The sequence below is a fragment of the Bacillus sp. FSL K6-2865 genome, from assembly GCF_040311405.1.
Lineage (GTDB): Bacteria > Bacillota > Bacilli > Bacillales > Bacillaceae > Bacillus > Bacillus velezensis.
This window is the reverse complement of the sequence record NZ_CP152036.1, coordinates 248809-272744: the sequence shown is the minus strand read 5'-3', so window position 1 is coordinate 272744 and position 23936 is coordinate 248809. Positions and strand designations below refer to the sequence as shown.

The following is a 23936-nucleotide window of genomic DNA, read 5'->3' as shown; positions in this document are numbered from 1 at the left end:
TTATAACGGAAATATTCAAAAAATAAAGACAAGATAGATGACAAGCTCTATCCTGTCTTTTGCGCTGATTCGAGCGATTCAATCGCCGCTGACACGTCCTTCTCGCAATATTGCCCCATTAAACATAACGATTCTTCCGCCCGGCAGGCGTGAGAAGCAATGCGGCGCTTGGCTTCCTCATGGTTGTCAAGGATGCCGAGATCACAGAGGCTGACGGGGAAACCGAGCCGGCGGTAAAACGGAAGCAGCTCTTCAATCTCAGGTCTCCGATTCTCAAGCGCGAGCTGCACCAATATGCCGTAAGCAACCTTCTGGCCATGCAGCACCTGATGTGTCTCCTGAAGAAAACTGAGTCCGTTGTGGACCGCATGCGCCCCTGCCATCCTGCACAAACGGCCGCCATACCCGCCGACCGTTCCCGCAAGCATAATGATCGTTTCCGCCGTATGGATGAACGGCACGGACAGCTCGCCTTTCTCCATGCTTCCGACGGCCGCTTCACTGTAACGCAATAACAGATTACGGATATATTCCGCCTGTCTCAGCCCCGCCTGCGCCATCAGCGGCGCCGCCTCCTCCGTATTTCTGATGACCGCCTCAGCCTCATACCATTTCGCCAGCGTATCACCGATCCCGCTTTTCATATATTCAATGGGAGAGGAAAGCAAAAACAGCGGATCAACAAGCGTCAAATAGCTTGAACGCTTATGATAATCAACTCTGATAAAATTGCCGCTCTCATCATATATGACACTCAACGGCGTACTTGCCGCACACGTCCCCGCAATGGAAGGAACCATCACAGCTTCTATATCAAGCCGGTCTGCCGCCGCTTTTGCCAAATCCAAAATCGTGCCGCCTCCGATACCGATGATCACATCCGCGTCTTCCGCCTGCTCACAGACCTTACGCACCGCCTCAGGTGAACAGTATCCTTTATGCTGAATCACATCCCAGGAAGAACCGCCGCCGTAATCGGAGAACGCCTGATAGGATTTGATTCCGGTCACAATAACGGGTTTTCTGAATGTCTCCAGCAGCCCCGGAAGTTCTTTTGCGATTCCTTCCTTGCATATGTACTGATTCGGGCCGCTTCGGACGATATCTTCAGGCTTCATTCGAATCTCTCCTTTGGCTGGAATTTATATATATTTTCCCACTTGTCAGAAAATACATCAACCGGAGGTGCTTAGCGCTTCGCTTCTTCCGCCTCCAAAAACAGCTCATCAAGCCGCTCCAAAGCCTCTGCCTTTTCAAAACTGCTGAACCACAGATCATCATAAGAATCAAGGATGCGGTAATGGTGGGAAATCAAATGCTGCTGCAAGCGGAACTCGCCTTTTTTCTCGATGGCTTTCCACCACACCTTGCCGCCCATCGTCTTCCCCTTCGGCCTGTCAATTGTGCGGTGAGCAACCGTTTCAATGACCTCCAGCGGATCATCTCCTAATACGGATTGCAGTGTTTCACTTGATCTGAAAAGCGCGCAAACCGCCACAACATGCGGCCATTCCGCAAGCGCCCGCCCTTTCTCAATCTGCACCAGCGACTTTTTAGAAAGGCCGATCACATCCGCCATTTTCTCCTGTGTGTAGCCTCTCTCCGACCGGATTTTCTTCAGCTGGACTGAGACAAGCTCAGTCATATAATCTTGATCCATCTCAACCTCCATATTTATCAATATAGCCATTTTACACCGCGGCACGCCTTTTTTATATCAGAACATTTTCAAACGAAGCAAAAGAACCCGGGATTGGCTTATCATTGAAGCGATGTACCTTTCCGCATAATCCAGAATGATGCGGTGAAATACAAACGTACGCCCGAAGAGACAGGTGCGGGCTCCCTGGCGGTTGAGCTCCGGACAAAATAAAAAGCTGCCGCAGTTGCAGCAGCTAAAACTTTATAGACCGGAAGATCAGCATTATGAAGCGAATACAATCCATCTTGCACTATAATTGACACGTTTTTTCGAACCCTGATTGACCATTTTAAATCTGTATGAATCCCCTTTTTTTAACGAAGGTGTTTCAAAATAAGTCGTACCATTTTTCTTTGCATTGGCGGTTTTGATTGTTTTCCAGGCACCTTTGCCGTTGACTTGCTTTTGGACGTATATTTTATACGTGCCCTTCCCTTTACTGTTGGATTTAAAAGTCACGGCTCTCAAGGTGTACTTTTTTGTCGTTTTAGTGAATTTAGGGTGATATGTATTGATCACATAGTTAGTGAAATACCCGCTTTTATAAGTATGAAGCCAGTCTTTAGCCTCTGCTTTTTGCGGAGAAGAAAAACCCATAAAACCAATTCCGCTGATTAAAAGAGTAAAAATAATGATGAGCGACTTAAAAATCTTTTTGCTTTTCATCGAGAAAATCCTTCCTTCCTGTAACTATTTACCCTATTTATGTTAATGACAATATAGCCAATCATAAATCCGTCCAACTAACCATTTTGACCGCAGGAAGAGATGTGAACAGCCCTTAAAATGACTATATGACTACTACTTATGATTCTTGTCATTTTTGATTAAGTGATAAAGTTACTTTAAACCGCTATTCATTTTGTTGTTTTTGTATCAATTGTCATAGCGAGGTCTTTTCCTATCAATGCCTCTCTTTCGGCGTTTGTTCTGCTGCCGTGATGGGGCGCTCCTTGGATAAACCCCTGCACCCATGACAAACTGTCATACGTTTGCCACCTATGAATGAACGCACAATACACATAATGGAGGGATTGCAATGGACGAAATGGTCCTGGAAACACAACAATGGCTGAATGAGACGTACAAAGGCAGACACGGGTACAACAAAGTGCCAGAAAACGGAAAAACGGGCTGGGATACCATTTACGGTCTGACACGGGCGCTTCAAATTGAGCTTGGTATTTCAGAACCTGCCGATAACTTCGGACCGACGACACAAAGATTGTTTAAGCCGTTGAAAAAGCAGGCTCCCGATTCTAAGCCGACAAACATGAATTACATTCTGCAGGGGGCGCTGTGGTGTAAAGGTTTTAACCCCGGCGGATTTTCAGGCGTTTTCTATGAAAATACCGAAAGCGCTGTAAAAGAGTTTCAAAAAGCGGCCGGGCTCACTAAGCAAGACGGCATCGTCACGGCACTCATTATGAAAGCCTTGCTGGATATGAGCGCTTTTCGGTTAGTAGCGGGAGGCGACAAAAAAATCCGCCAAATCCAGCAGAACCTGAACCGGGATTACAATGACTACATCGGCTTGATGCCTTGTGACGGCTTATATGCCCGCGATACAAACAAGGCTCTCATTTATGCCCTGCAAAAAGAAGAAGGCATGAGCACAAGCGTCGCCAATGGATTTTTCGGAAACGGAACGACCAGCTTATGTCCTACCTTGACTCCCGGCGATTCACGGACAGGCTTTGTTTTGATTGTTCAATACGCGCTTTACTGTAATGGGAAATCATTTGACCCCGGTGAATTCGACGGAAAATACGGCGTCGGCGTTGTATCGGCAGTGAAAGCTTTCCAAAAGTTTATGTGCCTGCCGCAGACCGGTTATGCGGACATGCCGACGATTAAAGCTTTATTATCAAGCTCAGGCGACACAACACGGGCTGCTTCAGCTTGTGACACCGCTGCCATTTTGACGGCAGATACAGCTAAAACTTTGCGTGAGAATGGCTATAAGATCGTGGGAAGATATCTGACCGGGAATGTGCGGACAAGCAGCGGACTGACATCGAAAGCGTTGACGTCAAAAGAACTTTCCGCGATTTTCAATGCCGGCTTAAGCGTGTTTCCGATTTATCAGGACGGCGGCTATGAATCTTCTTATTTTGTAAAAGACCAAGGAACGAGAGATGCGTACAGCGCTGCAGCAGCCGCCCGAAGATTAGGTTTTCCGTCAGGAACGACCATTTACTTTGCGGTCGATTTCGATGCGTATGATTATGAAGTCACGGATAAAATCATCCCTTACTTTCAAGAAATCAAGTCAGCTTTTATGAAAATGCAGGCGTTCTCAACTGCGCCGAAATATGAAATCGGCGTATACGGACCGAGAAACATTTGTATCCGGACGTCAGAAGCAGGTCTGACCAAATATAGCTTTACGGCTAACATGTCGACCGGATTCAGCGGCAACCTCGGATACCCGATGCCGAAAAACTGGGCTTTTGATCAATTTTATGAAGGATCAATCGGAAGCGGAGCGGGAAAAGTCGCCATTGACAAAGACGGATACTCCGGGAAAGACTCGGGTGCAAGCAGCGTCCATCCGCCTTCTGATCCTGTGTATGATGCAAGACTGCGCACACTGACGGATATTTTAACAACCATTCCTGCTTTAGAAAATATATCGAATCTTGCGAATGCCATGTTTGAATTCGACAAGACAGAAACCATTTATGCATCACCTGAAATGGATATTCTTTTATCTACTTCACTTTTGGCAACAGTGCCAAGCGAAGGTTCTCCCAACACAGTTACCATTACAAATGGCAAACCGGGAGCCTATATTACCGGTCTGATGGGAGATTCACAAGTCTCTTTTACAGCATCACAAATTGATTCCTATCAAAACCTGCTTAACAGTCTGAGCTTGTCAGTCCGCAACGGTTATTTAGAAGTGTATGTCAATCCGGCTGCAGGATCGCTGAATATTCAATTTAAAATTTATACACCTGATATTCCGGTCGGTGACAGTGCTACAACTGGACTAACAACTACCATTACATTTAAAATAAAACAAAAGAGCTTCAGGTTGCCGGATTCCGAAGAGGTGTACTCCCCGGATTGGGATTCTGTCGTGAATACCATGGCTATTGCAGGCGCAGGAATTATTGTTATTGTAGGGATCGGTGCTTTAGTCGTTTTAGCACCTGAATTAGGAGGAGCTGCAGCCTTGTTCAGCACGGTTTTATCACTATTTCTATAATTGAACAGGCAGCTCCTTGCTCCAGGAATGCTCAATGAGTATTCTTGGAGTTATTTCTAAAGGAGGATTCGCATGAAGATTGATATGCAGACATACAAGGACACCGTTCAAAAAATAGAAACCGATTTGATTCCGCGAAGTCAAAATGACGAAGAACTGCTTACATACTTAATGAAACAAGATTCGCTCACACTGAATCAAATGAAAATGTGTTTCACTGAACCGCCCCTCACCTTCCAACATACTGTCAAAATCGTATGTACAGTCACATTCATCACGTTATATATCTTTTTTTTCAGCACTCATTTTAATGATTTGATTGAAATGGCTCTGCAGATGGTTTTCGGCCTGGCCGGCCTTGTTTGGGTTATTGCTGTATTTCCGTTTTCAAGAAAAATCCAAGTGTCTGACCGTTTCAGACAAAAATCTGAAAACACCCGTATCACCGGAATGATAGACTTCGTCCTCGAACAACGATACAAAGACATGATCAGTTAAAAACCCCTCTGCTTAAGGGGTTTTTTTATTATGCAATCCCTTCACCCCCCTTATCAAAAAAGGCTCTTCTCCTTTGGAAATAACCGGAACACCCAATTTCGTTTTCAATATAATGAGGTAGTGGATCCGCAAAGAAAGAAGGGCGACATGATGGGTATCATTAATGGCAAAATGTTCATTGACCGATTAAATCAGCTTGGAAATGAGATTTGGCTTGATGGTGAAAAGATCGAGGGACAGATTTCTGAGCATCCCGCATTTAAGGGCCTTCTGGAAACGAAGCGCTCTCTTTATGATTTGCAAACGAAACCGGATATGAAAGATCAAATGACTTACAGTCTTCCCGGTAAAAAAGAACGGGCCGGGCTTTCATACCTGCAGCCGAAAACGAAAGAAGACGTAAAAAGAAGAAGAAACATGTTCGAACATTGGGCCAGACACACGCACGGAATGATGGGACGAAGCCCGGATTATATGAATACCGTGCTGATGAGCTTCGCCTCCTCCGCCGCGCTTTTGAAAGACCGCGAGCATTGTTTTCCGGAACATGTTCAAGCGCTGTACGAACGCGCTGCTGCACAGGATCTTTCTTTTACGCACACGTTTATCACCCCTCAGGTGAATCGTTCACAAATGGGTGTAAACGTATCGCCGACACCTATCTCGGCAAAAGTCGTCGATAAAAATGAAAAAGGCCTCATCATACACGGCGCCCGGATTTTAGCCACACAAGGCGGCCTGACGGATGAAGTGCTCGTGGTTTCTCTGCCTAAAATGTATTTTGAATCGGATGAAGCGTTCGCTTTTTCAATCCCTTCCAATACAAAGGGAGTAAAATTCATCTGCAGGGAATCTTTCGTACTCGGCAAATCATCGTTTGATTATCCGCTCAGCTCAAGATATGAAGAAATGGATTCTATCGTTGTATTTGATCACGTTTTGGTCCCTTGGGAACGCGTATTTTTTTATAATAATTACGAGGCGGCTTTTGATTTTAATATGAAAAGCTCTTTTAACGCCTTCGCATTTCATCAAGTCATCACGAGACAAATTGTAAAGACGGAGTTTCTCCTGGGCCTCGCCCAAACGCTTGTCGAAGCGATAGATGTGGGCGAATATCAGCATATTCAGGCTAAGATGGCTGAAATCATCACCGGTCTGGAAACGATGAAAGCCCTTTTGGAAAAGTCGGAGAATGATGCGGAAACAGATGAATGGGGTTATATGCGTCCGAGTGTCACTCCGCTTCGTGTGGTCAGCGCGATTTTTCCCGACATCTACCCGCGCTTCACGGAAATCATTCAGCTGATCGGGGCAAGCGGAATGGTGACTTTGCCGACTGAAAAAGCGTTCCGTTCTGACATCAGAGGAGACCTTGACCAATATTTGCAGGCGGCCGAATTGAACGCTGAGGACCGGGTAAAAGTGTTCCGCCTCGCATGGGATTTGACCATGAGCCCCTTCGGAACAAGACAGACACAATATGAGCGGTACTTCTTCGGTGACCCCGTCCGCTTAACCAGCCATCTGTACAGAAGCTATCCAAAAGAAGAACAGACCGCGGTCATCAAGGAATTCCTGCACATTCATAAATAAAACAAAGCAGAGAGCGCATCTCTGCTTATGATAGCTGGATCGGCTGCCGCCGATCCTATTTTTTATTTTGGCTGATCACCACCATCGTAATATGCGATAACGCGAAAGAGACAAGCGTATACACGACGGCCCACCCGATAAACGAGAAATTCAATACGGTAAAGGTGCATATAAGGCAAACGGCCAAAGCGGCAGCCGGCATAATGAACGCGTTTTTAAACAGGTACGTTCCGGCGACTGACAAGATGATGATACAAAGCGGCAGAACACCGAACGCAAAATCCAATTCATCAATCAACAGATGCACTCCCTTCGCTTTTCTTAGTCCGGCCTAACACATCTTATGCCTGAGTACAAAATCGAGTACTTCAAATCTTTCGCGCTCCGGCTGATTTTCCCTCCGGTTATTTATTCAAAAAAATGAAAACTTTCCTTAAAGCGTTTACATTCACGTCAGACTGTGATAATTTAAGAAAGCGCTATCATACACAAGTTAATGATTTTTGGATGGAGATGAGGAGAACCAGGAAACCCCGCCCTTTCACAAGGGTGATTTCTGGTTCTTTTTGTCATTTTCAAGGAAAGGAGTCATACATACATCATGATAGACGTTCAGCAAAGGGGAGGATATGATGTTTCAATTGTTTAAGCCGGCTCCGCATATTGAGAGATTGGATGATTCAAAGACGGATGCGGCCTATAAACGGCTCAGGCTGCAAGTATTTTTGGGGATTTTCATCGGGTATGCCGGGTATTATTTGCTTCGCAAAAACTTTGCCTTCGCTATTCCTTATTTTCAGGAACAAGGGTTTTCAAAAGGGGAACTTGGCTTGGTGCTTGCGGCCGTATCAATCGCTTACGGCTTCAGTAAATTTATTATGGGGATGGTGTCTGACCGCTGCAACCCGAGGTATTTCCTTGCGACGGGTCTGTTTTTGTCAGGTGTCGTAAACATTTTATTTGTTTCCATGCCGTGGGTCACGTCAAGCGTGACGATTATGTTTATTTTTATGTTTATTAACGGATGGTTTCAAGGAATGGGCTGGCCGCCTTGCGGACGGACGATGGCTCATTGGTTTTCCATCAGTGAACGCGGCACGAAAATGTCGATATGGAATGTCGCCCATAACATAGGCGGAGGTATTCTCGCCCCGCTCGTGACTCTCGGCATCGCCATGTTTGTTACTTGGAAAAGCGTGTTTTTCTTTCCGGCGATTATCGCCATCGTCATTTCATTTGTGATTGTTCTTCTCGTACGGGACACGCCGCAATCCTGCGGGCTTCCGCCGATTGAAGAATACCGGAATGACTATCCGAAGCATGCGTTCAAAGACCAGGAAAAAGAGATGACGACCAAAGAAATTCTTTTCAAATACGTGCTGAATAATAAATTTCTGTGGTATATCGCATTTGCCAATGTCTTTGTTTATTTCGTACGGTACGGTGTCGTTGACTGGGCGCCGACTTATTTGACGGAAGCGAAAGGGTTCTCTCCTGAAGATTCCAGATGGTCTTATTTCCTTTATGAATATGCGGGAATTCCGGGAACGATTTTGTGCGGCTGGATCAGCGACCGGTTTTTCAAAAGCCGCCGCGCGCCGGCAGGCGTACTGTTCATGGCCGGCGTATTTATCGCTGTATTGGTCTACTGGCTTAACCCTGCCGGTCATCCGCTCATCGATAATATCGCGCTGATCAGCATCGGCTTCTTAATCTATGGACCTGTCATGCTGATCGGGCTTCAGGCCATTGACCTTGCGCCTAAAAAAGCGGCGGGAACGGCAGCCGGCTTAACCGGGTTTTTCGGCTACATCGGAGGCTCTGCTTTCGCCAACGCCATCATGGGTTATGTCGTAGACCGCTTTGACTGGAACGGCGGCTTTATCATGCTTATCTCCTCATGCGTGCTGTCCATCGTCTTCTTGGCTATGACGTGGAATACGGGCAAGCGGGCGGAGCATGTGTAAGAAAACAACATAAAAGATTAATATTTTTGCAGTACAGCATTTACAACGATTTTCTACGCTAGAGACAGATATTGATTTTTAAGGGGGAAGAAAACATGCGGAAACATAAATTGTTTGCTCTGGTATTGCTTTCATTCGGTTTATTGTCATTCATCGTCACGCCTGTATCGGCGGCGGGAAAAGGAAACCTCTTGTCTCCTGACAGAATTTTGACCATTGCCCACCGCGGTGCTTCGGGATATGTCCCGGAGCACACGATCCTTTCTTATGAAACTGCGCAAAAAATGAAGGCTGACTATATTGAGCTGGATTTACAAATGACAAAAGACGGCAAGCTGATCGTCATGCATGATGAAAAACTGGACCGTACCACAAACGGACAAGGCTGGGTGAAGGATCATACATTAGCCGAGATTCAAAAGCTCGACGCCGGCTCTTGGTTCAATAAGGCCTATCCGGAAAAAGCAAAACCGAATTACGTCGGACTTCGCGTTCCCACACTTGATGACGTGTTAAAACGGTTCGGCAGACATGCAAACTATTATATTGAAACAAAGGCGCCCGAAACATATCCGGGTATGGAAGAAAAACTGATCGCTTCACTGAAAAAATACAAATTGGCAGGTAAGCATGCGAAACTTGGACAAGTTATCATTCAGTCTTTCAGCAGGGACAGCCTTCTGAAAATCAAACAGCTCGATCCGAAACTTCCCGCTGTCCAATTGCTTGAAGCGGAACAGATGACGTCAATGACTGACGCAGATTTAACGGACATTAAAACATATGCCGTCGGAATCGGACCGGATTACAAAGCGCTGAACGCTCAAAATGTCCGAAACATTCGCAGCCACGGCCTTCTGCTTCATCCTTACACCGTAAACAGCGAGGCGGACATGCGCCGTCTGCTGAATTGGGGCGTAACCGGTGTGTTTACCAACTATGCGGATATATTTAATTTTGTTAAATCTAATAGGGATCAATAGGTTTACGAATCTAAAGATTTCAAAACAAAAACTGCACGTATATCGCGTGCAGTTTTATAATATTAATTTTAAATATTTCTCCCTTTAAATAACGGTCTTAGTATATTCTTAACTTTTGCTTTAATAGATTTGCCCTTATAAATAACAGGAACACTTTGTTGCAAATGACCAATAATCACTTCTGCATTCTTTTTTAGCTTAATTTGTTTTAACTCCTGCTTAGTTACTTCAAAACTAAAATCATATGACATTTTTTTTCGAGTAGAATCTTTAAGTACCACATCAGGTTTAAACATAAGAAACCTTCCAAAATTAACCTGGAAAGAATTCTGTTCTCCAAAACTTAAATCTGTTTCACAATCAAAATGTCCTTTAATCCTAGGACCGCTGCAGGTTAACACAAAGTTTTTAAAATGTAACATTTGATGTTTAACAACAAGAGAAAGATTACCCCATTTAGTTAGATACGAGTTTATAACGATAGGTTCTTTACATCCTTTTGCAATATAAGAAGCATTTTTTAAATAAACGCTTTCTTTCGATTTTAATCTCAATGATTTCGTATAATCTTCTATCTTACTAATTAATCTTAAATCTAATATACCATCTTCGCTATTTAAGTGGAGCAAAGATTCTATAGGTATATACGCGTGAAAATAAGTGATTTTTTCTTTTGTTATAATTTGCGTATCTATTTCAAAAGGATATTTTTTTTCAAAAAGGCTTCTATAAGCTGGAAATGAAATTGTTTTATCTTTTTGTTCTCTCAAAGAGACTTCGATAAATAAACGCTCATTTGAGGAGTCAACATGTGAATGATAACAAAAACCCTCTAACAAAACGGCATTCTCTAATTTCTCTATTTTTGTTATTTCTCCTTCAAATTTATTATTACGATGAAAGGAAATAGACTCATGCAAGGCCAAATTGTATGCTAATTCTGGTTTTGGATAGACCTTTCCATGTTGTACTACCATGTTACCAGGTTGTTTTTCAGCGTACCAGAAAGAAATTAAATCCTCCAATTGTCCTTTCTCAATTAAACGTAATAAGAGTTTATGGCGGGAAGAAAACTGCTGGTAGTAATCTAAGTATTGATACTTGTCAAGCATTTTCTTTAATTTATTAAAAATAAAGATTTTATCTTCAATTAGAAAAGACTTTGAAATCAGTGCGCTTAACTCCACTTCCATAATCCTTTCCCAGTAATGAAAGAAAATCAGCCGTTTTTTATCTGTTTCAAGGTTCAGTAATTCAATAGATGCCAATGTTTCTTCGATTCTGAACATAAAACTTTCACCTGATAATGGTTTCTTAGTAAGTTGAACCCTTCCTATTGTTTGATGATTGGTCAAATAATAACATGGGTAATCTTTAACAAGGGCTATGGAATTTGAATATGCATACGCTTGAATCATAAACGGTTGATCTTCTCCTAGAGAGAAGTGTTCCGGAAAACGAATATTATGTTTAATTAATAACTCCCGTTTAAATAGTTTTTGAGCACTCATCGTAAAAAGAGCATTGGAACCAGGGAAGGAAAAACAATCTGGATTCTTTTTAAATACAGCCACAGGAACACCTCTATTAATTCCTTCATAACGGCCGATAATTATATCACTTTGATACTGAACTATTTTTTCTTCCATCTTTTCTAAAGCTTCAGGTCCTAAATAATCATCTCCGTCTAGAAAATAAATATAATCACCTGTTGCTGCTTCTATAGCTTTGTTCCTCGGTCTGCCAGGTGCGCCGCTATTCTGCTGATGAATTACTTTAATAAACTTGTACTTGCTCATGTATTCATCTAAAATATTACCGCTTTTATCAGTTGAACCATCATTTACACAGATAATTTCAAGTTTGTCCTCTCCAACTGTTTGGTTCACCACGCTATCAAGACAATCTCTAATTGTGTTTTGATCATTATAAACCGGAATAGCTACAGTAAATATCATCTTTTTTCTCCTTAATTATTTTTTCCTATATAAAAACAAGTCCAGAATTATTCGTTTCCAATTTTAAAAGTTTACCATAATTTCTTTCTTTTATAAATATGGTTAAAAATTTTAATGTGTTTTTAAACCTAGCCACCGTAATCTAGATAATAAGATGGAATATTTCCAGTAATTAAATCGGATTCCATAAGGCCCCTAACAAATGTTCAAAATAAAAATACATTAGTACAGGCTTTGATTCATTTTCTCTTTGAATTTGGAAAGCTCACTTCATTTAATCCTAATTACGATACTTTGCGGATTTTTAATTTCACCCATGAAAAAACACCTCTAAGTCGTTTTCAGGTATTATACCTGCTTTTCAACTTAAAGGTGCCTTTGTCCTGCGCTTACAGGCTCAGACTCTCAAAAACTTCAACTTTTTATAACTTATTCTTTTCCGGCAGCGGCTTCCGCCTGTCCGCCTTTTAATTGATCGTTGATTGCTTTGGCGTCTTTCAAATACTCAGTCTTGAATCCGCTCTTCAGGGCCCACGCATAGAAGGCAAGGGCAACGATTGCGATCAGCCCCATATCCCAGCCGTACGGAATGATGTTCAGACCGCCGAATTTTTCACTTCCGAGCCATGAAATGACCATCATGCTGAGCAGATAGACAACCATCCAGACGCCGCCTTTAAAGTTTCTGCGGAATCCTTTCCACTTCGCTTTCGCTTGGTAGTAGAAATAAATCGGAAGGCCGATCAAAATGATAAACAGCACCTGCCCTGTTAACGGCCAGCGCGCCCAATACAGCACGAGAGACGCGAACACGAAGCCGAGCGGTGCCACCACGCTGAGACCTTTCAGACGGAGAGGCCTGTACAAATCCGCCGCCGTCCGCCGCAGCGTCATCACCGTCACGGGACCCGTGATATAAGAAATCAGCGTCGCAACGGAAATGATTTCAGCAAGCACGCCCCATCCTCTGAATAAAAACAGAAAGATAAACGATACGATCAGGTTGAAAATCATCGCTTGGCGCGGCACGCCGTACAGCGGATGAAGCTTTCCGAAAATGCTCGGCATATATTTATTTTTTTCCATGCCGTAAATCATGCGTGACGTCGTGGCGGTATATGTGATACCCGTTCCTGACGGAGATACGAACGCATCCGCATAAAGAATAATGACAAGCCAGTTGATATTCAATGCGATCGCCAAATCGGCAAATGGAGAGTTGAAGTTCAGGTGACTCCAGCCGTGAACAATCATGGAAGGTTCAACCGCACCGATAAATGCGATTTGCAATAGGACGTAAATGACGGTTGCGACCAACAGCGAACCGACAACCGCAATCGGAATCGATTTGCCGGGATTTTTTGCTTCTCCGGCCATGTTAATCGGGCTTTGAAACCCGTTAAACGCAAATACGATACCTGATGTGGCCACCGCCGTCAGCACGCTCGCCCAGCCGTTCGGCGCAATGCTTGAACCGGATGTGAAGTTTCCGCCGTGAAAACCGGTAAACAGCAGCGCTCCGATTGTCAGCCCCGGAATAATAATTTTAAAGATGGTAATCAATGAATTCGCTTTTGAAAATAAGTTAACTGTCCAATAATTCAGTAAAAAGTAAATAATCAGTAATACGGATGCGAAGCCGAGCCCCTCTCCCGTAAGAGTGCCGTTGTGAACGAGATTGCTTGTCCATTTTGCCCATTCCCACGGCCATGAGCTCATGTATTGAACAGACGCAACCGCTTCCACCGGAATAACGGAAACAATCGCAATCCAGTTTGCCCATCCTGCGATAAATCCAATAAATGATCCATGAGAATATTGAGTATATTTTACCATTCCCCCGGCTTCCGGGAACATTGAACCCAATTCACTGTAAGAAAGTGCGATAAACAAAATAACGATCATACCGATAATCCAGGAAATAATTGCGGCAGGTCCCGCAATCTGAGCCGCCCGCCACGCCCCGAATAACCAGCCGGAGCCAATCATCGACCCAAGTCCGACCATCATGAGTGCAAACGTTCCCATTCTGCGATGTAATTGATTCATAAAGTTAACACCTTTCAATTAAAATATGACTCCAGCGCTATCATATATTTATAATATTATTCTGAAAATAGTTTTGTCAATCTTTATCGCATTAAAGCAGAAAGCCAAAATTACCCTTCCGATGTTTAAACAGCCGTTAAGCGGGAATAACTACTGCAAGCCAGAAATAGAAAGGAGTTTTTATCGTGAAACAAAAACTGCTCATTTCAGGACTTGCCGTGTCGACTGTCGGAGTGACTTCCTACCTGCTCAAAGATAAATCAAACCGCCAAAAGGTGATGAACTTTATCCGCAATATGAAAACATCGCTCTCCGGGAAGCAGGATATTGAATCATTCCCCGTCAACAAAGCAGGCAACCCGCATCCCGAAGATATTGAAGATAACAAAATGGTATCCGAAGGCTCCATGTACCCGGTTCAATATTATGATGACAAGAAGAAATAATCTGTTCCCGGGCTGCCCGGCCGTATCAACGGCGGCAGCTTTTTTTATGGTGACGGCGTTTGATAGAACCGCCAATATTGGCGCGGGCCTTTATCCCGCACGGTAATGCCCAGTTTGGATATTTCCGCTTTCAGCTCTTTCGCATCAGCCTTTTCCTCCTCTTTCAGCGCCTTTTCTCTCGCTTTTAAAAGAGCATTTGCCCCAGGCTCCAAATCCGGCGTGTCCGGCACCCACCGTTTGTATTCTTCTTTAAAAGGATCTTCCGTCCCCAGCCAGACATACCCATGCGCGCGAAACGCATCAGCCGCTTTTTCAACCGCCGGCTCAAGCTTCTCCCGAAAAAGCTCCTGCCCTTCAGTCCCCAATAAGACAAGATGCTTTTCATCCGTAAACACACCGGAAATGCTGTCTTTCGAAAACACGCTTTCTTCATTATATATGGTTAAGGACACCTCGCTGTCCGTCACGACTGCCACAAGAGTTTCTTTAAAAGCTGCCCGCGTCAGCCACACTCCTCCGATTAAGCCGATAACGGCGGTTGCAGCCGCAGCCTTCCATCCGTGAAAAGAAGCGATAATTTCCAGCGGCCCGTGAAAAGGCAGCCAATCCAATGTTACGGCCCACTTCGCAATGACCGGCAGAAACCATCCGATGACCAGCCCCAATAATGGCGGCACCAGAAAAACCAAAGCTTTTTCAACCGATGACAACTCAAGAACCGTCTGTTTTTTTATTTCGTTCATGTTTCTCCTCCGTCTGTGTTTTTCACAACTATCCATTATACAAAGGGTTGGATGATTCTGTAAACTGTTTCTAAAACAATAAAAAGCCTCCCGACCGCCGGGAGGCTTTTTAAAACAGGAGCTCATATACTTCATTCAATTCCATCGTGCGCTTCTCATCCTGCTCGTTCTCAGCATATTTGATTTCCTTTTCAAGCACCTGATTCAGCGCATCCATTTCCAAATCATTTAGGTCTTTCACAAACTCGCCCTCATTTTCATAATGCTTCACCTGAAGCTTTTTATAAATCCCTCGGCACACATCATGCTCCAAGTGGTTCGAAAGCGACTCGCGCAAATATCTGAGTGTCCTGTCCATCATGTAAGCCCTCCCTTTTCTATAGGAATAGCTTCCCGGAAAGAGAGAAAAACTATACATGAAAGCACCAGGCTACCGTCTTAACTCTGTACCTGAATGGAGAAAAATCCGCTGCTTAACGGCGTGTACGGCCCGTTCAGCCCCGTTGCGGAGAAAGAGAACGTTCCTGAACTGACATAAGAAAGAGGAACACTGTAATATTTAATATAGCCTGTAACGATATTGCCGTTTTTTGTATATTCATCTTCAAGCGCTTTTGACGTAAGATTTGTAATATTCGTTCCGTTGTTAAACGCCTGGATCGTGTTATTGTTCGGATACCCTTGGAAATATACGGCTAAATAACCCGTTGTACCCTTCATCGGTTTTGATGCGCTGATTTGGTTCGGCCCGATATTTTCCCATTGGTAACTCTGACCGTCAGACGTCACACCGATAATACGGATTTGTGTTAAAGCAGGAGCCGGCGCCGCAGACGCTGATGGAGCCCACAACCCGCTCACAAGCAACAAAACAGCGGCGGCCGCCGCGAATAGCATAACGAGTCTCTTTTTCATGTTTCTTCCTCCCTGATGGTTCAAATTTATAATTATGTTAAATATTATAAGTTTTATTTTATCAGAAAAATCAATAGATAGACAGAATCAATCAGTCAAATTGGTGAACTTTTTATATAAAAAAAGCTATCTCCTAAAGAGATAGCTTATATAACATTATTTCTTTCCACACTCCAAAATTGTGTATTTACTCGGGGTCTGAATTACATTTAATAGTGTTAATCCGGCTTTCTCAATCAATTGTTCAAACTCGGTTTTCTTTCTGACTCTGCCGCCTGCAGAGCATACTAAAAATAATAAATCACGAAAAGCTTCTTCAGGGGACAGCTTGTCTGCTTCAGGCACATTTTCAACTATAATCAGCTTGGAATGATCAGACATGGCACCGGCTATATTTTCAAGAATAGCAACCACATGCTCATCATCCCAATCATTTAACACTTTGCTTATCACATACAAGTCTCCTCCGGAAGGAATTTCCTCAAACATACTCCCTTCCGTAAACTGACAGCGTTCGCTCATCTCTGAAGATGCTAAATGCTTTTTTGCACTTTGTATCGTTTTTGGAAGATCAAACAATATCCCCTTTGATTTAGGAGCAGCACCTAAAATGCCTGTTATTAACTGGCCCATTCCTCCCGCGACGTCTACGATAACATCAAACTTTTCAAATGAGTAAGCTTTCAATATGGATGGCAGACTCATTTTTGAATAAATCTCCATCGCCTTATCCATTGTTTTTAAGTAATCTTGATCAAGACTATTATTCTCATACCATTTATCGCCATAAATGGCTTCAAAAGCGGATTTGCCGGTTTTGATACTATAATCCATTTTAAACATAGACTGCACTACTGTTTCATGCAGCAGATATTCTACCAAAGGCTCAATGGATTTTGCTTTCCCAGGCATCAAAGTGGCACCATACTCTGTTACATCATAATAGCCATTTTGAGCTTGGGCGACCAAACCGACGGATTCCAGCGCTCTTAAGAGCCTGAATAAGGCAGAGGGGTTCAATTCAAGGGCTTCAGCTATCGCTTCCGCTGAAGCTGGTCCATTTTGAAAAGCGGAAAATACATCTAATTCTACCGCTGTTTTAACTGCCAGGGAAAACCCCAGCCCTGAAACCATTTGCATGACTGCGGCCTGAGGATATTTCTTCGGTACTTGTTTATCTTGCTGAACTGAATTGGTCATTTACGTTAACCTCCGATTAATTAAATGGTTTCTGCTGCTTTTTTGATATAATGCATATACTGATTAAGCAGATTTTCTACAGTACTCTTATGGTACTGATTTTGATTATATTCAATTCCAATGCTCAATTTTTTCTCTCTTACCAACACAATAAACTTAAACTTGTAATTCCAAATTTCATCTTCACTTATATCATTCCCGGTTGAAAGCGGAGATACCGTAAAGCTTTCTGTGTGCAGTTCATTATCAAATTCGCCCATATAATTAAATGAAATGTCTGGTTTTGATTTCTCTTTTATATCTTGTTTTAAATATCTTAAAATACCATATCCTATCCCTTGATCAGGAATATTTGCTAAGGTCGAGTTAACATTATCTAAACTCGAACCGATATGATCTGAATCGGAGACCTCCAAAGCCACTGGATAGATTGCAGAAAATCTGCCTACTGTTCTGTAGATATTAAGCTTCTCACTCTGATGAGTGCGGCCATGGTTGCCTAAGTGCACGAGAGATGTATTACTGCCTGTTTGATGTTTTATTGTCAAACCTAACGCTGTGAGCAAAACAGTCTCAATAGTGAAATGATCTTGTCCTTGAATCGCATTCATTATATTTTCAGTTTCCCGAACATTAAACTGCCTGTACACTTGTCTGTTATCTTTGACTTTGGCAATTTGCTCCTGAATATCAACCGGAATAGACGGAGCATAAACATTTTCGAGTTTCGTCCAATACTCTTTCTCAAACAACAGCCGTTCACTTTCAGCATATTTATAGAGATAATCAGACCATTTTAAATACGAATCGGTTTTATTTGGTAATACAATGTCTTCGTTACTTTTAACTTGCTGATATGCTGTATTAAAATCTTCAAGCAGTATTCTCCAAGACATATGATCAATTATCATTTGGTGAATGACGATTAACAGATGTTCCCCATCTGCTTCCTTAATAAGTGCCAATTTAACAAGCGGTCCGTGAGTCAGATCCATACTGGCTTGTATTTGATTTATTTTCATTTTTAAAACTGATTGCGGCATGTTTATTGCATTGATCAGATGAAAGTCAAACAAGTCGCCGTCCGTCAGGCCTCTTATTACCTGTACCATTCTATCGCCTTTACGTTTGAATACTGTTCTCAGACTGTCATGATGCTGAATAATCCGGGTGAAAATGTCTTTTACAATATCTTCGCCAAACCCGGCTTCCCTGTATAGCATAAAAGAAAGATTCCGATGGTGCAGAGTATCATTATGGCGTTCAGCCAGCCAGCATTGAATTGGCACAAGACCGGCTTCCCCCGTTATCACACTGTTATCAGATGCCGCTGTTATATAACTGACTTTATTCGAAACTCCTTCGATTGTCTGGTAATGAAAAATGTCTTTCACTTCCAGCCTAAGATTGAATTTTTCCATTCTGACCGCTGCTTGTATGGCTTTAATTGAGTCTCCGCCTAAAACGAAAAAATTATCTTTTATACTGATTTTAGAAACTTCAAGAATGTCGGACCAGACCTCACTGACGATTCGTTCAATCTCGTTTCTCGGAGCAATAAAGTGATGCAGCTCGGCATTATTTTCAGCTGGTAGCGGCAAACGTTTTACATCAGTCTTCCCATTGTTCGTCAACGGAATTTTATCTATGCCCATAATGACTGTCGGGACCATATATTCCGGCAGATATTCCAATAAGTATTCTTTTAGCTGAGAAGGCGGCTGCGTATCTTTACATACTGTATAGGCATATATCTGATCATTGTGAGCAATCGCAACCGCTTCTTGAACATTTTGGTGAGACAGCAGTCTGTTTACAATCTCATCCAGTTCAATTCTAAATCCTCTGATTTTTACTTGACGATCGATTCTTCCGGCAAATTCTATATTCCCATCCTCATTCCACTTGCCTAAATCTCCGGTTTTATACATTTTCTCACCAGAATGAACAAGATCCGGGATAAACTTAGCCTCGGTTAGTTCTTCACGATTGCAATAACCCCGTCCAACTCCTTCCCCTCCGATGTATAACTCTCCGATAACTCCCGGCGGCACAGGCTTCTGCTGTTTATCTAGTATGTAGATAGAACAGTTTTTTATCGGCGTGCCGATAGGGATCCTCTTTATATTGGAAATATTATCTGGGTTTATCGTATAAGATGCAGCATCAACACAGCATTCCGTCGGTCCATATACATTTGTTATATAAGGACGGTCATTCTTCTTAAATACTTTATAAAAACGCTTTACTTCTTCAGGTTTAAGCACTTCGCCGCCTATAATAAAATGTTTTACACCTATACGGCCACACTGCGGAGACTCAGAGAGCAGGCTGAGATAGGCTGGTGTTCCATCAGAAATATTTATTTTATTTTGGATATAGAACTCAGCAAGTTTCGTGATATCATGCCTGGCTTCTTCAGAGATGATGTAAAGAGAGTGTCCCAAAAGCAGCGCAGAAAAAATCTGTTTGACAGAAGCGTCAAAGGAAAAGGGTGCCAACAACGCTACATTCTGCCGCCCGCCATGTTTGCAGTAGATACGTTCATGCAGGGCTTCTGTTAAATTCACTATACTTTTATGTTCGATCATCACACCTTTTGGGTGTCCCGTTGATCCAGAAGTGTAGATGATATAGGCAAGGCTGTGCCGTTCCGCTCCTCCTTTAACATTTCTCCCGTCGTCTGGAACTGTTTCCAATTCATTCAGACAAACACTTTCTACTCCGTACCTTTGACAATGATTGTTACGATCCGTCAGTAACAAGCGGGCCCCGCTGTCTTTGAGCATATACTCAACTCTTTCTTGCGGATATGATGGATCAATTGGCAGATAAGCTGCTCCCGCTTTTAAAATTCCCATTACTCCGATGATAAAATCAGTGGTTCGGTCTGCAGCTATGCCCACTGCTTCATTCTTTTTGATACCTTTTTGAATGAGTGCTCTTCCAAGCCGGTTTGCATTTTTGTTCAGCTCACTATAAGTTAAGCTTCCGTCTTGTGCAGACACAGCTATTTGATTCGGCGTTGCTTCCGCCTGCTTCTCAAAAAGCTCACAGATAGATGCATCTGTGCCTCTGCTTCTCAGTGATTTTCCACTGTAACTCAACATATCGCGTCGTTCATTTTCTTCTAAAATGTTAATCTCACCGATTAGTCCATTTTGACTTTCAACAATATGATTGAGAATCATTAAGAATCGCTGTGAGAATTTTTCTACAGTTGTGCGCTTAAACAAGTTTGATGAATAAGTGAACTCAAACTTGATGTCCTCTTTTGAAGGAAATGCTTGAAGCAAAAGATCAAATTTGGCTGTTTTGTTTTCGTAAGGATACGGCTTATATTTCAGCCCATTTACTTCAATTGCCGGATTATCCATCAGCTGAAGGACAAACATAACGTTGAAAAGAGCATTCTGGTTTATATCCCTCTCAAGGTTCAAATGGTCTACAAGCTCTTCAAAAGGATAATCTTGATTTTCATAAGCCAGAAGCGCATTATCCCTAACGGCTTCAAGCAGTTCTTTGAATGTTTTGTCGGCAGATGGTTTATTTCTCAGTGCCAGCGTATTTACAAACATTCCTATCATGTTTTCTAATTCTTTATGCTTTCTTCCGGCTACAGGTGTGCCGATAACAATATCTTCTTGACCAGTAAGTTTATGGAGCAGCACATTAAATGAAGCCATTAAAGTCATGAAAAGGGTGACTTTTTGTTTTGCGTTTAATTCTTTTAACTTGGCGGTCAGCTCTCTTCCTGCATAAAAATAGATTCGTTCACCTTGATCATCTCGTTTGGCTTCTCTTGAAAAATCTGCGGGCAGATTGAGAGCGGGAATTTCTCCTTTAAACTCATTTAACCAAAAGTCTTTTTGTTTTTTCATTTCTTCAGTATGAAATAATTCATTTTGCCAATTCGCAAAATCCTTAAATTGAACGTTCAATGGCGGCAGTTCGTTGCCTTCGTATAAATTTATCAATTCCCTTTGGAGGATCGGGATAGACGCCCCATCCGCTATAATATGCTGTAAATCTATCATTAAAAGATGTTTTTGATGACTAATCTCGGCTAATCCTGCACGCAGTAAAGGAGCCTTTTCTACATCAAACGGGCGGACAAAATTAGCCATAAGGCTCTCTAATTCTTCGTCGGAGGTCTTGATTCTATCCATTTTAAATCGAACGTCTTTTTCTATGTTTTGCACAAGCTGCCCGTCTCTTAAAACTATGGACGTTCTTAAAACCTCATGCCTGATTATTAATTTTTTAAACGCATCTTCTAAACGTTTATCGTCCAACTCTCCTTCAATCATTAAAAAGAACGGGATATTATAAGAAGTGCTGTTTTTATTTAATTGATCTAGAATAAAAATTCTTTTCTGTGCAGATGATGCCTCATACCACTCAAAATCGCCCGCTTTGGGAATCACATTCACATCATTTGTCTTCCTCAGAGAATATTCATCCAAATAAGCTGAGAAGAGTTTTATATTCGAATGCTTTAGCAAGTCTGAAACTGAAAGCTCCGTTCCTTGCTGTTTATTGATAAAGTTGATGATTTCTATTGCTATGATTGAATCTCCGCCCATTTCATAAAAATCGGATGTAACATCGATCGGATTGATTCCAAGGGCATTTCCCCAAATTTGTCCTGCCATTAGCTCTGTTTCTGAATAACAGCCGTCTTCCCTGCCACTCAGTCTTATTATTTGAGGCTTGTTGACTGAAGGGTTATCTAGTGCATTGCTTATCGGTAATTTTTCAGGCAGTTTCACCCAATGTCTCTCCCGCAAAAATGCGTAACCCGGCAAGCTGATTTTTCTTCTTTTTTCTCCTTCGTATATCATTTCCCAATCGATCTCTGCACCTTTTTCATAGAGCTTGCTTATATCAATCAGAAGACTCTCATCTGTTCTCCCGCCTGCATTATAAGCCTTAAGTTTTTTTCCAGCAGCGGTACTTAGATCTCTATCGGTCTTAAAAGAAAATGCAGCTTCTTCTTGCTGAACCGGCGCTTCGAGCAGACTTTCAAGTTTTTCCTTCAGATCTTCGATGTCTTTTACGAGAAAACACACTCTATTCTCCAGATGTTTTCTTCCCGTATTCGCTGTATAACAAAGATCAGAGAGATTCAAATTGTTTTCTTCCGAGATAAAATGAAGATACTTTGATGCAATATCATTCAGGACGGACTTATTTTTTGCAGACAGAGTGAATACCTCTTTTACCTGTCTCTGTTCAGTCTCACCTATTATTCCAGGTGCTTCTTCCAATACAATATGACAGTTGGTTCCGCTGAAGCCAAACGAACTTACACCGGCTCTTCTTGGCGTCTCTCCTTTTTCCCAATTTCTTATCATGTCATTCACATAAACAGGTGAATTCGAAAAATTAATTAAAGGATTCGGTTCATTAAAGTTGATACTTGGGGGGATGACCTTCTCTTTTAAAGCCATGCATGCTTTAATGAGAGACGCCATGCCTGATGCCCCGACTGTATGGCCGATATTGGGTTTGACTGAACCTATACCGCAAAACTGCTTTTTATCGGTATATTTCTTAAACGCATTCGTTATCCCTTTGATCTCAATCGGGTCTCCCAAAATCGTGCCTGTTCCATGCGTTTCAATATAAGAAATAGTTTCCGGACTAATATTCGCATTCTTCCAGGCACGCGTAATCAATTTCTCTTGTGATTCAGCATTAGGAGCGGTGATTCCGTTAGAAGCCCCGTCATTATTCGTAGCGCTCCCTTTAATGACAGCATATATGTGGTCTCTGTCTTCTATAGCCCTATGTAAAGGTTTTAATACAATAGCAGAAATCCCCTCACCCCATGCTGTCCCCTTTGCATTTTTATCAAAAATGCTGATTTTAGCGTTTTCCGCTTCTATTTCGCTCATCGTACCTATATTTTCAGGTCTCAGAAATAAATTAACGCCTCCCGCAATAGCCATGCTGCATTCTTCATTTTTAAGTGCCTCACAAGCAAGATGAACCGAAACGAGTCCGGAAGAGCAGGCTGTATCAACAACCAAGCTTGGCCCTTTCAGATTAAAAATGTAGGAGGTCCTGCTTGCCAATATGCCGGGATAAGTACCTGTCATTGCAATCATATCCGCATCATTTACTAGGGAAGCATAGGAAAACTTCAAGTCACCGCTATGATCATGTCCAACGAAAATACCTGTATTCGAACCTTGTAACTTGTTCCCAGCATAACCGGAGTCCTCAATAGCGTGATAAACTGTCTCCAAAAACAATCTTTGTTTCGGATCCATAAGCATGGCTTCTCTTGGCGAAATTCTGAAAAATGATGAATCAAACTTATCAATTTCATCTAAGAAACCCGCTTTAAAATAAGAATTCTCATTCGCACTGGGCAGCAATGGATCAATATCTTTCCGCCGCTTCTTCGGTAAGTCCCGGATGCATGAGGCACGGTTCATAATGTTTTGCCAGTATTCTTTTGCATTATTGGCTTTTGAGAAACGGCAGGATATGCCGATAATGGCAATATCACATTGATTTTTCTTAGACTTATCTGATAATCCTTTCAAAATGCGCAAAGCCATTTCCCTGTTCATTTTTTGCTCTTTTACTTGCTCCAATACATATTGTTTTATAATCGAAATATCATCCACGATTAATCACCCCTATCGATTTTG

At 42.4% G+C, this 23936-nt stretch carries 17 protein-coding genes; 6 read left to right on the top strand and 11 right to left on the bottom strand.

What is annotated here, in order from left to right; genetic code table 11:
* Positions 1-47 precede the first annotated feature (47 nt).
* The 3 genes from NYE42_RS01345 to NYE42_RS01335 form a co-directional block, all read right to left on the bottom strand.
* The gene (locus NYE42_RS01345; RefSeq protein ID WP_108725186.1) at positions 48-1118 is read right to left on the bottom strand and encodes an iron-containing alcohol dehydrogenase family protein; all 1071 of its coding nucleotides are present in this window, start codon (positions 1116-1118) and stop codon (positions 48-50) included.
* Between the two features lie 71 nt (positions 1119-1189).
* Positions 1190-1660 carry a helix-turn-helix domain-containing protein gene (locus NYE42_RS01340; protein ID WP_003156718.1) on the bottom strand — a complete coding sequence of 157 codons (471 nt, stop codon included), beginning with the start codon at positions 1658-1660 and terminating at the stop codon, positions 1190-1192.
* 264 nt (positions 1661-1924) lie between these two features.
* Positions 1925-2368: a Ser-Thr-rich GPI-anchored membrane family protein gene (locus NYE42_RS01335; RefSeq protein WP_007408999.1), complete on the bottom strand. Its 444-nt coding sequence runs from the start codon at positions 2366-2368 to the stop codon at positions 1925-1927.
* 373 nt (positions 2369-2741) lie between these two features.
* Between NYE42_RS01335 and NYE42_RS01330 the strand changes: the two genes are divergently transcribed.
* The 3 genes from NYE42_RS01330 (at position 2742) to hpaB (ending at position 7010) form a co-directional block, all read left to right on the top strand.
* Positions 2742-4916 carry a glycoside hydrolase domain-containing protein gene (locus NYE42_RS01330; protein WP_352426708.1) on the top strand — a complete coding sequence of 725 codons (2175 nt, stop codon included), beginning with the start codon at positions 2742-2744 and terminating at the stop codon, positions 4914-4916.
* A 72-nt stretch (positions 4917-4988) separates the two neighbouring features.
* Positions 4989-5414: a hypothetical protein gene (locus NYE42_RS01325; protein WP_033575121.1), complete on the top strand. Its 426-nt coding sequence runs from the start codon at positions 4989-4991 to the stop codon at positions 5412-5414.
* Positions 5415-5564: 150 nt separating this feature from the next.
* Positions 5565-7010, top strand: coding sequence for a 4-hydroxyphenylacetate 3-monooxygenase, oxygenase component (gene hpaB / locus NYE42_RS01320; protein ID WP_021495313.1), 1446 nt, complete (start codon positions 5565-5567; stop codon positions 7008-7010).
* Between the two features lie 55 nt (positions 7011-7065).
* Here hpaB and NYE42_RS01315 read toward each other — a convergent pair whose 3' ends face one another.
* A complete protein-coding gene (locus tag NYE42_RS01315; protein ID WP_007408994.1) occupies positions 7066-7308 on the bottom strand; it encodes a DUF2651 family protein in 243 nt (80 codons plus the stop codon).
* A gap of 334 nt (positions 7309-7642) precedes the next feature.
* Here NYE42_RS01315 and glpT point away from each other — a divergent pair, with 334 nt between their 5' ends.
* Positions 7643-8977 (top strand): glycerol-3-phosphate transporter, encoded by a 1335-nt coding sequence (gene glpT / locus NYE42_RS01310; protein WP_003156725.1) that lies wholly within the window; start codon positions 7643-7645, stop codon positions 8975-8977.
* Positions 8978-9072: 95 nt separating this feature from the next.
* The gene (locus NYE42_RS01305; RefSeq protein ID WP_199022313.1) at positions 9073-9960 is read left to right on the top strand and encodes a glycerophosphodiester phosphodiesterase; all 888 of its coding nucleotides are present in this window, start codon (positions 9073-9075) and stop codon (positions 9958-9960) included.
* A 68-nt stretch (positions 9961-10028) separates the two neighbouring features.
* On the opposite strand, the gene NYE42_RS01300 is transcribed toward NYE42_RS01305, so the two are convergent.
* Together NYE42_RS01300 and NYE42_RS01295 are read right to left on the bottom strand one after the other, a co-directional pair.
* The gene (locus NYE42_RS01300) at positions 10029-11918 is read right to left on the bottom strand and encodes a glycosyltransferase family 2 protein (protein WP_060675263.1); all 1890 of its coding nucleotides are present in this window, start codon (positions 11916-11918) and stop codon (positions 10029-10031) included.
* A 429-nt stretch (positions 11919-12347) separates the two neighbouring features.
* Entirely contained in the window at positions 12348-13967 is a 1620-nt protein-coding gene (locus NYE42_RS01295; RefSeq protein ID WP_015239073.1) for an APC family permease, read from the bottom strand.
* A gap of 185 nt (positions 13968-14152) precedes the next feature.
* On the opposite strand from NYE42_RS01295, the gene NYE42_RS01290 reads away from it, so the two are divergent.
* Positions 14153-14413: a hypothetical protein gene (locus NYE42_RS01290; protein WP_003156732.1), complete on the top strand. Its 261-nt coding sequence runs from the start codon at positions 14153-14155 to the stop codon at positions 14411-14413.
* A gap of 44 nt (positions 14414-14457) precedes the next feature.
* On the opposite strand, the gene NYE42_RS01285 is transcribed toward NYE42_RS01290, so the two are convergent.
* The 5 genes from NYE42_RS01285 to NYE42_RS01265 all read right to left on the bottom strand — a co-directional run bounded on the left by NYE42_RS01285 (position 14458) and on the right by NYE42_RS01265 (position 23912).
* Positions 14458-15156, bottom strand: coding sequence for a DUF308 domain-containing protein (locus NYE42_RS01285; RefSeq protein WP_352426707.1), 699 nt, complete (start codon positions 15154-15156; stop codon positions 14458-14460).
* A 109-nt stretch (positions 15157-15265) separates the two neighbouring features.
* Positions 15266-15514, bottom strand: a complete 249-nt coding sequence (locus tag NYE42_RS01280; protein ID WP_242750536.1) for a sigma-G-dependent sporulation-specific acid-soluble spore protein CsgA — start codon at positions 15512-15514, stop codon at positions 15266-15268.
* A gap of 80 nt (positions 15515-15594) precedes the next feature.
* On the bottom strand, positions 15595-16071 hold the full coding sequence (locus tag NYE42_RS01275; protein ID WP_007408988.1) for a DUF4879 domain-containing protein: 477 nt from the start codon (positions 16069-16071) through the stop codon (positions 15595-15597).
* Positions 16072-16227: 156 nt separating this feature from the next.
* Positions 16228-17271 carry a methyltransferase gene (locus NYE42_RS01270; RefSeq protein ID WP_033575115.1) on the bottom strand — a complete coding sequence of 348 codons (1044 nt, stop codon included), beginning with the start codon at positions 17269-17271 and terminating at the stop codon, positions 16228-16230.
* Between the two features lie 20 nt (positions 17272-17291).
* The gene (locus NYE42_RS01265) at positions 17292-23912 is read right to left on the bottom strand and encodes a non-ribosomal peptide synthetase (protein ID WP_052467619.1); all 6621 of its coding nucleotides are present in this window, start codon (positions 23910-23912) and stop codon (positions 17292-17294) included.
* Positions 23913-23936 lie beyond the last annotated feature (24 nt).